Source organism: Flavobacterium sp. (assembly GCF_044338735.1).
In the GTDB taxonomy this organism is placed as follows: Bacteria; Bacteroidota; Bacteroidia; order Flavobacteriales; family Flavobacteriaceae; genus Flavobacterium.
Genome location: NZ_JBIIWV010000070.1, coordinates 1 through 10,649, shown reverse-complemented (window position 1 = coordinate 10,649; position 10,649 = coordinate 1). Strand labels below are relative to the sequence as shown.

10 protein-coding genes are annotated in these 10,649 nt (G+C 32.5%); 5 read left to right on the top strand and 5 right to left on the bottom strand.

Annotation, left to right across the window (positions count from 1 at the left end):
• Both ACIQZC_RS06185 and ACIQZC_RS06180 read left to right on the top strand, forming a co-directional pair.
• A partial coding sequence (locus ACIQZC_RS06185; RefSeq protein WP_396138367.1) for an FAD-binding protein occupies positions 1–798 on the top strand: 798 nt, incomplete at its 5' end.
• Between the two features lie 6 nt (positions 799–804).
• On the top strand, positions 805–1,566 hold the full coding sequence (locus tag ACIQZC_RS06180) for a succinate dehydrogenase/fumarate reductase iron-sulfur subunit (RefSeq protein WP_396138366.1): 762 nt from the start codon (positions 805–807) through the stop codon (positions 1,564–1,566).
• A gap of 116 nt (positions 1,567–1,682) precedes the next feature.
• Here ACIQZC_RS06180 and ACIQZC_RS06175 read toward each other — a convergent pair whose 3' ends face one another.
• Together ACIQZC_RS06175 and ACIQZC_RS06170 are read right to left on the bottom strand one after the other, a co-directional pair.
• Positions 1,683–3,290, bottom strand: coding sequence for an Ig-like domain-containing protein (locus ACIQZC_RS06175; RefSeq protein ID WP_396138365.1), 1,608 nt, complete (start codon positions 3,288–3,290; stop codon positions 1,683–1,685).
• Positions 3,291–3,358: 68 nt separating this feature from the next.
• Positions 3,359–4,042 (bottom strand): ComF family protein, encoded by a 684-nt coding sequence (locus tag ACIQZC_RS06170; protein ID WP_396138364.1) that lies wholly within the window; start codon positions 4,040–4,042, stop codon positions 3,359–3,361.
• A gap of 62 nt (positions 4,043–4,104) precedes the next feature.
• On the opposite strand from ACIQZC_RS06170, the gene ACIQZC_RS06165 reads away from it, so the two are divergent.
• Positions 4,105–4,872: a hypothetical protein gene (locus ACIQZC_RS06165; protein ID WP_396138363.1), complete on the top strand. Its 768-nt coding sequence runs from the start codon at positions 4,105–4,107 to the stop codon at positions 4,870–4,872.
• Between the two features lie 60 nt (positions 4,873–4,932).
• The gene (locus tag ACIQZC_RS06160; protein WP_396138362.1) at positions 4,933–6,474 is read left to right on the top strand and encodes a glycine--tRNA ligase; all 1,542 of its coding nucleotides are present in this window, start codon (positions 4,933–4,935) and stop codon (positions 6,472–6,474) included.
• An 81-nt stretch (positions 6,475–6,555) separates the two neighbouring features.
• Here the strand turns inward: ACIQZC_RS06160 and thiL are convergent, their stop codons facing one another.
• Positions 6,556–7,602, bottom strand: coding sequence for a thiamine-phosphate kinase (gene thiL / locus ACIQZC_RS06155; RefSeq protein WP_396138361.1), 1,047 nt, complete (start codon positions 7,600–7,602; stop codon positions 6,556–6,558).
• Between the two features lie 74 nt (positions 7,603–7,676).
• The gene (locus ACIQZC_RS06150) at positions 7,677–8,153 is read right to left on the bottom strand and encodes a regulatory protein RecX (RefSeq protein ID WP_396138360.1); all 477 of its coding nucleotides are present in this window, start codon (positions 8,151–8,153) and stop codon (positions 7,677–7,679) included.
• A 93-nt stretch (positions 8,154–8,246) separates the two neighbouring features.
• On the opposite strand from ACIQZC_RS06150, the gene ACIQZC_RS06145 reads away from it, so the two are divergent.
• Positions 8,247–9,635, top strand: coding sequence for a dipeptidase (locus ACIQZC_RS06145; RefSeq protein WP_396138359.1), 1,389 nt, complete (start codon positions 8,247–8,249; stop codon positions 9,633–9,635).
• A 34-nt stretch (positions 9,636–9,669) separates the two neighbouring features.
• Here the strand turns inward: ACIQZC_RS06145 and ACIQZC_RS06140 are convergent.
• A partial coding sequence (locus ACIQZC_RS06140; RefSeq protein WP_396138358.1) for a bifunctional riboflavin kinase/FAD synthetase occupies positions 9,670–10,649 on the bottom strand: 980 nt, incomplete at its 5' end.

Genomic DNA, 10,649 nt, shown 5'->3' with positions numbered 1-10,649 from the left:
GGTAATTTGTTTACCATGTATCAAAAAATTACGGATGAAAACCCGTATGAAACTCCAATGAAAATTTATCCAGCAGTGCATTACACTATGGGAGGTGTTTGGGTTGATTATAACTTACAATCTTCTATTCCTGGTTGTTTCGTTGCTGGTGAGGCAAATTTCTCAGACCATGGAGCAAATCGTTTAGGAGCTTCTGCTTTAATGCAAGGTTTGGCTGACGGTTATTTCGTTTTACCATACACGATTTCAAATTATTTAGCAGACGAAATCAGAACGGGTAAAATTGCTACAGATGCTCCAGAATTTGCTGAAGCAGAAGCTAGAGTTAAAGATTCAATAAGTAAATTTTTAAACAATAAAGGTTCAAAATCGGTAGATTATTTCCACAAAAAATTAGGTTTGATTATGTGGAATAAAGTAGGAATGGGGCGTAATGAAAAAGGTTTAAATGAAGCTATTGCAGAAATTGCTCAATTAAAAGAAGATTTCTATAAAGACGTAAATGTTCCTGGAAGCAATGACGAGTTGAATCCTCAACTTGAAAAAGCTTTACGTGTTGCCGATTTAATTGATTTAGGTCAATTAATGGCACTGGATGCTTTACAACGAAAAGAATCTTGTGGAGGTCATTTCCGTGAAGAATACCAAGATGCTGAAGGCGAAACACTTCGTGATGACAAGAATTTCTCATTCGTAGGAGCGTGGGAATACAAAGGAGACGATATTACAAAAGAAGAACTTCATAAAGAAGAATTGAAATACGAGTTTATAAAAATAGCAGCTAGAAATTACAAATAAAATAGTATGAGTGCAGCAAAAAATATCAATATAAACCTTAAAATTTGGCGTCAAAAAAACGCTAATTCAAAAGGGAGCATGGAAACTTATAAATTAGATAATGTTTCTACTGCAAGTTCGTTTTTGGAAATGTTAGACCAATTAAACGAACAATTAATTAACGAAAATATAGAACCAGTAGCTTTTGATCACGATTGTCGTGAAGGTATTTGCGGAATGTGTTCTTTATACATCAATGGACGAGCTCACGGACCAGACACTGGAATTACAACCTGTCAGTTGCACATGAGACTGTTCAACGATGGCGATACTATTTACATCGAACCATGGAGAAGTAAAGCGTTTCCAGTAATCAAAGATTTAGTGGTAGATAGAAGTGCTTTTGATAGAATTCAACAAGCGGGTGGTTTTGTATCAGTAAATACTTCTGGAAATACTATTGATGCAAACTCAATTCCAGTTCCTAAAGATGATGCAGACAAAGCGTTTATGGCGGCTGCTTGCATCGGATGTGGTGCTTGTGTAGCTTCTTGTAAAAATGGTTCTGCCATGTTATTCGTAGGAGCAAAAGTATCTCAATATGCTTTGTTGCCACAAGGAAAAGTTGAAGCTACAAATCGTGTGTTAAATATGGTGCGTCAAATGGACGAAGAAGGATTCGGAAATTGTACCAATACTGGAGCATGTGAAATCGAATGCCCAAAAGGAATTTCGTTAGAAAACATTGCTCGCATGAACAGAGAATTTTTAAAAGCATCTGTGAAGTAATTCATAGCAACTTCAGAATAATAAAAACGCATTCAAATCAATGAATGCGTTTTTTTAGTTTTAACCAAATTAGCTTGGGAAAATCCGACAAATAGTTCGATAAAGATCAATTTAAATTACTCTAAACCAAAATCTTGTTCTACATCCCAATTGGCTCTAACGTCAATTTTTTTCGGATAATAAATAATTTCTTCAGCTTGTTTTTTTGCCAAATAATCTCCAGTGTCCCAAAATCCATTGGCATTATCGTCATAAATTACTCGTAAAGTATATTGTTTAGGTTCAATGGTTTCAAAAACCATGAGAGTTTCTTTATTATTAGCTATTTTACTATAAAAAACAACACCATTATCATCTAATACTTCTAATATAAGAGGATATCGTTTAATTCCTGAAAGATTAACTTTTAAATTTCCATAATCGGAGATAAGTCTTGTGTTTACTTCAAATTGTAAGGAATCATTTTTAGTTTCATAAAAATCGGTAAACGCTTCGGGTAAAATTTCTAATGTATATTTCTGCTCTTCTTCTTTCTTGAAATCAAATTTAATTTCTTGATTAAAATCGTCGTAACTAGACGTAAAATTAACAGCAACCGAATCTTTATTTCTAAGAATTATCTTTGAATTATCAATCGTCTTTATGGGTGTGCTGCTACTTAGGGTAAATAAATCTCTAAAAGACAAGGCGCCTTGTGTTTTATTTGCAATTTTTAAACTATCGCTTTCTTTTAAGTTTTTTAGTTTTGAGGTAAATGATTTTGTAAATGAACCATTTTCAACTGTTATTTCGAGCGAATCTAATTCCATTTTTGGAAAAAATAGTTGAACAGAATCTTTGTCTTTCTCTAGATATTTGGTCATTTTTATTGGAATATTTTCTGTTCCTTTTTTAGCCGTAACTTTTAGATTCTTTGTATTTCCTTCATACCCCATATAAAGCTTGTTGTTGCTTTCCTGCGTAGGTTTAAAAACTTTAAAAACAGGTTTTTCGGCAAATAATTCTAATTCATATGCTGTTGAGGTAGGCAATGTAATCGGTTCTTTTAAAAAACCAATTTTATCGCTTTTCGGGTCAAATTTATTATTCCCAGATTTGTCTTTTAATGCAATAATCTGATACGAACCTTCTTTTAAATTTTCAAGTGAAAAAACTTTTAAACTATCTAAAGTATTAGTTACATATAAAGGAGTTTCTTTATAAACAGTTGAATCGGTAAACGTTTTAGCATCATACAAAAGAACACTCACAAAATTATCTGGTTTTTGATTGAAGGCGTCTTTTATTTTTCCTACAACCGTTAAAGAATCAATATAATTTCCCGTTGAAAATACATATTTAAATTGCGAATACGGATTATTTTCATTGTTATCCGATATACTTTGGCCAAAATTAAAACTGTAAGTAGTATTCTCTTTCAAGGTATCTAACAATTTTATCGAAATAAATTTACTAGCACTTCCTTGCGGAACAATAATGGGTTGTTTTTTTAAAGGTGGCGAAATGATCAATTGCTTGGTAATATCTTTCACTTTGATTAATTCGTTGAAATTAATTTTTATTTCGCTTCCTTTAAAATTTGTACTAAAGTTCTTTGGTAAACTTCCAACAATTTTAGGGGCAATGGTGTCTTTTGGGCCACCAGAAACCGTGCCTCTTTTGGCACAATTTGCAAAAAAAACAGCCACAACAAGTAACGTAAGAATATATTTTAATTTTGTCATCATCATAAAATAAAGAAGTTACAAAATAACAACTATAATTAATGTAAACATACAAATTTTAAGAAATTTTATGAATCAGTATAAGCAATTGTGATGATACTAATTTTTGCATCCGGAATTTTTAAGATAGCTTTAGCACAAGCTTCTAATGTTGCTCCAGAAGTTATTACATCGTCAATTAAAAGGTAGTGTTTTCCATAATCCGATTGAGAAAAAGTTACATCAAAGAGGCTGTTTTTAATTTCAGATCGGGCTTCTTTACTTTTTTTTGTTTGTGTCTTCGAATATATTTTTCGATACAAAAGTTGATCGTTTATTTCGATTCCTAAGTTTTGCGATAACGCTTCACAAAAAGTGGTTACTTGATTATAGCCTCGTTCTCGATTTCTTTTTTTATGCAACGGCACTGGAATAATTGTAGTAAATTTTTGATCTTTGGCAATTTCTATGAGGTCATTTGCGTACCAATTTCCTAAAAGAGTTCCAATTTCTGGCCGATTTTTATATTTTAGATGATGAATCATATTTTGAACAATTCCGTCTTTATGAAAATATAGCATTGCACTGCAAAATTCTACAGGAATAATACCATAAAATTTTTTTGCGATGTAGTTATTATTCAATAAATGATGTTGGGTAAGCGGCAATTCATGGCGGCAATTTGCACAAATTATCACTTCATTTTGTAGCAAAAGGGAATTACATCCAGTACATAATTTTGGAAAAAGCAAGTTTATCAGATTTTTCAGCATTTTGTCGGTTTATTAAAATAAGATTAATAATTTTAAATACTTTTGTAATATAAATGTAGGGTATGGCGATTAAGAAAAACAAAATTACAAAAATTAGCATCATTATTTTGATGTTGTTATTGTTGTTTTTTAGTGTAAATTATTTTAAAGTTAAGTTTGAATACGCCGCTTTTAAAAAACATTCTGAGCTTGAAATTCAGGTGTTAGAAAGTCAATTAGGCGAAATTTTACATAAATACGATTCATTAGGTATTGTTGAGAAAAATCAGCAATTACTTTCTCTCGCTGTTGACTCGGTGAGTCAAGTAAATTCAAATCTGGTTAATGATTCCGTAGTATTTTATGCTAAAAAAGCACAGGCATTAAATGCAAAAATTGCTGCTAAAAATCAAGCAATTTTAAATAAATCAAATAACAGCAATACGTTAAATCCTGCCAGTACTAATCGATTAGTTGCCATAAATATTAATTCTAAAGGGGTTAAAATTTACTCTAACATATACAAACAAAACAATTCTCAAATTCAACAGTTGCGTGTTTGTTATACCTTACAAAAGAACGAAATTGTAAAATCGGGTGACAAAACATTGTACATTCAAGTTGTAAATCCCAAAAATCAAATTATTTCAAAAGATAATTTATTTGTCGAAAACGAATCGGGGGTAAAACTTCAATACAGTGCACTTTCAGAAGTAAATTATAATAGAACCGATACCGATGTTTGTGCTTATGTTGATTTAGTGCAAAACAAGACACCAAAAGGGAAATACATAATCAATATTTACAATGAGTTTACAAAAATTGGCTCATCAACATTTGATTATAAATAATTTATTATTTAAATACCCAAAATCTTTTCTTTATTCCAATCCTATTTTTACTTTTGCAGTATGGCAAAACAAGATGATATTTTTAAAAATGTAGTTTCGCACGCAAAAGAATACGGATTTATTTTTCCGTCAAGCGAAATTTACGACGGACTTAGTGCAGTATACGATTATGCTCAAAATGGTGTAGAGTTAAAAAAGAACATCCGTGAATATTGGTGGAAAGCAATGGTGCAAATGCACGAAAATATTGTGGGTTTAGACGCTGCAATTTTAATGCACCCAACCACTTGGAAAGCTTCTGGTCATGTTGATGCATTTAATGATCCATTAATTGATAATAAAGATTCTAAAAAAAGATACCGTGCCGATGTTTTAATTGAGGATTATGCCGAAAAATTAAACCAAAAAGCACAAAAAGAAATTGATAAAGCACGCGAACGTTTCGGCGCTTCATTTGATGAAGAACAATACAAAACGACTAACCCACGGGTGATGGAATATTTGGCTAAAAAGAAGGAAATTCTAGAAAGAATGGCTCGCTCTTTAGAAACTGAAAACCTTGCCGATGTAAAAGCCTTAATTGAAGAATTAGAAATTGCTTGTCCAGAAAGTGGTTCAAAAAATTGGACCGATGTGAAGCAATTCAACCTAATGTTTGGCACAAAATTAGGCGCTTCTGCAGAAAGTGCAATGGATTTATATCTTCGTCCAGAAACAGCTCAAGGTATTTTCGTCAACTTTTTAAACGTTCAAAAAACGGGTAGAATGAAAATTCCTTTTGGAATTGCTCAAACCGGAAAAGCATTTAGAAATGAAATCGTGGCGAGACAATTTATTTTCCGCATGCGCGAATTTGAACAAATGGAAATGCAATTCTTTGTGAAGCCAGGAGAAGAAATGAAATGGTATGAATATTGGAAAACCACTCGTTTAAATTGGCATTTATCACTTGGATTAGGAAAGGAAAATTACCGTTTTCACGACCATGAAAAATTAGCTCATTATGCCAATGCTGCGGCTGATATTGAATTCAACTTCCCATTCGGATTTAAAGAATTAGAAGGAATTCACTCTAGAACCGATTTTGATTTGAAAGCACACGAACAATTTTCAGGTAAAAAATTACAGTATTTTGATAACGAAACCAATTCAAATTATACGCCTTATGTCGTAGAAACTTCGGTTGGTTTAGACCGAATGTTCTTGGCGGTTTTCTCGAATTCGCTTTGTGAAGAAACATTAGAAGATGGTTCAACCAGAACAGTTTTACGTTTACCAAGTGTTTTAGCGCCAACAAAAGCTGCGGTTTTACCATTGGTTAAAAAAGACGGTTTACCTGAAGTTGCTAATAAAATTATCGAAGATTTAAAATGGGATTTCAATGTAGCGTATGATGAAAAAGACGCCGTAGGAAGACGTTATAGAAGACAAGATGCCTTAGGCACACCATTTTGTATTACAGTAGACCATCAGACATTAGAAGATGAAACGGTAACCATTCGTCATAGAGATTCTATGCAACAAGATAGAGTGAAAATTTCAGCTTTACGTGATATTATCAATAATGAAGTTTCTATGCGAAATTGGTTGATGAAAATGTAATTGAAAAAATTCCAAAAAAGATAAATTCCAAATTCCAAAAAAAATCCCAAATTTCAATTGAAGTTTGGGATTTATTATTTTCTAATTTTCAAGCGCATTCCATCCTCTTGCTTTCAATTCAATTTTAGTATTAGCTCGGGTAACTAAATGCATGCCTTCGCTAGCTTGGGTCATGTGACCAATAACTGTAAAGTTTGGATTGGCCTTTATTTTATAGTAGTCTTCCATTTTAATGGTAAACAATAATTCATAATCTTCTCCGCCACTCAACGCAACCGTGGTGATATCTAAATTGAACTCTTCACACACATTTATTAATTGTGGGTCAACCGGAATTTTTTCTTCATATAAATTACAACCTACGCCACTTTGTTTGCATAAATGCATAATTTCCGAAGATAATCCATCTGAAATATCAATCATAGCTGTCGGTTTGAATGCTAATTTTTCAAATAATTCTTTCAAATCTTTACGCGCTTCTGGTTTGAGTTGGCGTTCAATTAAGTAAGTATAAGGTTCTAAATCTGGTTGGTTATTTGGATTTACTTGAAATACTTGCTTTTCACGTTCTAAGATTTGTAATCCCATATAGGCAGCACCAATATCGCCCGAAACTACTAATAAATCAGTTGCATTTGCCCCATTTCTATAGGTTATATCTTCTAAATTTGCTTCACCAATTGCTGTTATGCTAATAATTAATCCTTTTTGCGAAGAAGTAGTATCGCCACCAATAACATCTACATTGTATACTTTTGAAGCCATAGTAATTCCGTCGAACAATTCTTCTAAAGCTTCCAATGGAAACCGATTGGAAACCGCAACAGAAACCGTAATTTGAGTAGGAGTGGCATTCATCGCACAAATATCGGATACGTTTGCCACCACCGCTTTGTATCCTAAATGGCGTAAAGGCATATAGGCCAAATCAAAATGAACACCTTCAATTAATAAATCGGTTGAAATGACTGCTTTTTTAGTTCCAAAGTCGAGTACAGCACCATCATCGCCAATTCCTTTTATAGTTGATTCTTTTTGAACGGTAAACGATTTTGTCAAGTGATCAATTAATCCAAATTCTCCTAATTGAGATAAGCTGGTTCTAGATTGGTCTTTATTTTCTAACATGGATTATTTTTTTGCAAAGATAGGGTTAATGTGTCAATGAGTCAATAATTATAATTAGTACATAGATACATTGCCTACTTATTCAATTCGTTCAATTTCTCATAAATCAAACTCGTTTCATAGCCTTTTCGTAGTAAAAAATCTACAAATTTTTTATTTTTCTTCGGGCCTTTTCTTTCGGTAATGTTTTTCCAGTTTTTTTCGGCTATCGCATGAAAATTTGACAAATAGGTTGTTTCTGGAATTTCTTTTAAAGCAATTTCGATGATTTTTGAAGAAATATTTCGGTATTTCAATTCATTAATGATGCGATTTTTGCCCCAAAATTTATAATTGTGTTTTCCGCGAACAAAACTTTGAGCAAAACGTTCTTCATTGATGAAATTATTTTCGATAAGATAGGTTAGTATATCTTCTTTTTCAGCTGAAGTAGCAGCATAAGAATATAATTTTTCTTCCACTTCCTTATAGCACCGTTCTTGGTAAGCACAGTAGTATTCCAATTTGGATTGGATTTCTTTTTTTGAAAAATTGTTTTTTTCTGCTTTCAACGGTTTTGTTTTTAACGTTCTTTATATTGAACAACAAATTTATCAATTTGATTTAACATTTTTTGTATTTTTGAGCATTATCAAATAATTACAATGGAAAATATAAAGCAATACGTTCAAGCTAATAAAGAACGTTTTATAAATGAATTAATAGAATTACTAAAAATTCCTTCGGTTAGTGCCGATAGCGCCTATGCTCATGATGTGGTTTTAACAGCCGAAGCGGTAAAATTGAGTCTTGAAAAAGCGGGTTGCGATTTGGTTGAGTTGTGTGAAACTCCGGGTTATCCAATTGTTTATGGTGAAAAAATAATCGATGCAACTTTACCAACTATTTTAGTGTATGGTCATTATGATGTGCAGCCACCAGATCCAATGGAGTTATGGACTTCGCCACCTTTTGAACCCGTAATTAAAACAACAGAAATTCATCCGGAAGGAGCTATTTTTGCCAGAGGGTCTTGTGATGATAAAGGACAAATGTACATGCATGTAAAAGCTTTTGAATACATGATTCAAAATAATTGCTTGCCTTGTAATGTTAAATTCATGATTGAAGGCGAAGAAGAAGTAGGATCCAAAAGTTTGAGTTGGTTTGTAGAAAGAAATCAAGAAAAATTAGCAAACGATGTGATTTTAATTTCTGACACGGGAATGATTTCTAATCAGCAACCTTCAATTACAACAGGTTTAAGAGGTTTAAGTTATGTAGAAGTAGAAGTTACCGGACCCAATAGAGATTTACATTCAGGATTATATGGCGGAGCAGTTGCTAACCCAATCAATGTTTTGACAAAAATGATTGCTTCTTTACATGATGAGAATAATCATATCACCATTCCTGGTTTTTATGATAAAGTTGAAGAACTTTCAGCCGAAGAAAGAGCTGAAATGGCGAAAGCACCTTTCTCATTGGACAACTATAAAAAAGCATTAGACATTGAAGAGGTATATGGCGAAACGGGTTATGTGACCAATGAACGAAATTCCATTCGTCCTACATTAGATGTAAACGGAATTTGGGGCGGATATACTGGAGAAGGAGCTAAAACCGTTATTGCAAGTAAGGCATTTGCTAAAATTTCAATGCGATTGGTTCCTAATCAAGATTGGGAGGAAATTACCGAATTATTCAAAAATCATTTTGAAAGTATTGCGCCAAAATCGGTTAAAGTCAAAGTAACGCCGCATCATGGAGGGCAAGGGTATGTTACGCCAATTGATAGTGTTGGGTATAGAGCAGCAAATAAAGCCTATACCGAAACTTTTGGAGTACCTGCAATTCCTGTTCGTTCTGGAGGAAGTATACCGATTGTTGCTTTGTTTGAAAAAGAATTAAAAAGCAAAACGATATTGATGGGATTTGGTTTAGATAGCGATGCTATTCATTCGCCAAACGAACATTTTGGGGTGTTTAATTACTTAAAAGGTATTGAAACTATCCCTTTGTTTTACAAGTATTTTACAGAAATGAATCAATAAAATAGAATCCCGATTATTTCGGGATTTTTTTATTCTAAGACTCAGGAGTTTGTTCTCTTAGGTAGCTTTTTGAAAATTCTCGGTCTTTATTTAACTGCATTTTAAGTGCGTCAATCGATTCGAATTTTTCTTCAGACCTGATGAATTTTAAAATAGAAACAGTGACTATTTTATCATATAAATCTTCGTTTATGTCAAAAAAATGAACTTCAATGGTTTTGTTATTTTCGCCCACTGTAGGATTATGACCTATGTTCATCATTCCGTAAACACGTTTATTATTTAATGTGCTGTAAACAATATATACTCCATTCTTTGGGATTAGTTTATAAGTCTTGAGTAAAACAATATTTGCGGTAGGAAAACCAATAGTTCTGCCTAGTTGTTTTCCTTTTATTACTTTGCCAGAAAAAAAGTAATCATAGCCTAAATATTGGTTGGCGAGTTCAATTGCTCCGTCTAAAAGTGCAGTTCTAATTTTAGTTGAACTTATAGAAATTTCATTAATTTCTTCGGCATTAATTTGGACTACTTCAAAATTATATTTTTTACCAAATTCAATCAAGTCGGTAATGTTTGCCGAACGGTTTTCGCCAAAGCGATGATCGTAGCCAATGATAATTTTATGAATATTTAATTGATCAACCAAAACACTTTTAACAAATGCTTCAGCGCTTAATTTTGAAAATTTTTCATCAAATGGATGAATGATTAAATCATCAATTCCATACTTTTCAAGTAAAATAGTTTTTTCTTCAATCGTATTTAAAAGATGCATTGTGCCTTCTTGATTCAAAACCATTCTAGGATGTGGGTAAAATGTCAACACTAAGCTTTCATAGGTGCCATTTTCTGTTGCATTCACTAATTTTTTGAGTATAGCCTGATGTCCCAAATGTACTCCGTCAAAAGTACCAAGGGTAATGATTGTTTTTTTGATTGATGAAAATCGTAATATTGAATTGAAAGTTTTCAAGTTATTTTTTGACAAATTTAGTGTTAAATAGGTAAATT

Coding starts and splice junctions, on each gene's coding strand:
- ACIQZC_RS06145 (WP_396138359.1), top strand. CDS start 8,247: ATGGAAAATATAAAGCAATACGTTCAAGCTAATAAAGAACGTTTTATA.
- ACIQZC_RS06175 (WP_396138365.1), bottom strand. CDS start 3,290: ATGACAAAATTAAAATATATTCTTACGTTACTTGTTGTGGCTGTTTTT.
- ACIQZC_RS06180 (WP_396138366.1), top strand. CDS start 805: ATGAGTGCAGCAAAAAATATCAATATAAACCTTAAAATTTGGCGTCAA.
- ACIQZC_RS06170 (WP_396138364.1), bottom strand. CDS start 4,042: ATGCTGAAAAATCTGATAAACTTGCTTTTTCCAAAATTATGTACTGGA.
- thiL (WP_396138361.1), bottom strand. CDS start 7,602: ATGTTAGAAAATAAAGACCAATCTAGAACCAGCTTATCTCAATTAGGA.
- ACIQZC_RS06160 (WP_396138362.1), top strand. CDS start 4,933: ATGGCAAAACAAGATGATATTTTTAAAAATGTAGTTTCGCACGCAAAA.
- ACIQZC_RS06165 (WP_396138363.1), top strand. CDS start 4,105: ATGGCGATTAAGAAAAACAAAATTACAAAAATTAGCATCATTATTTTG.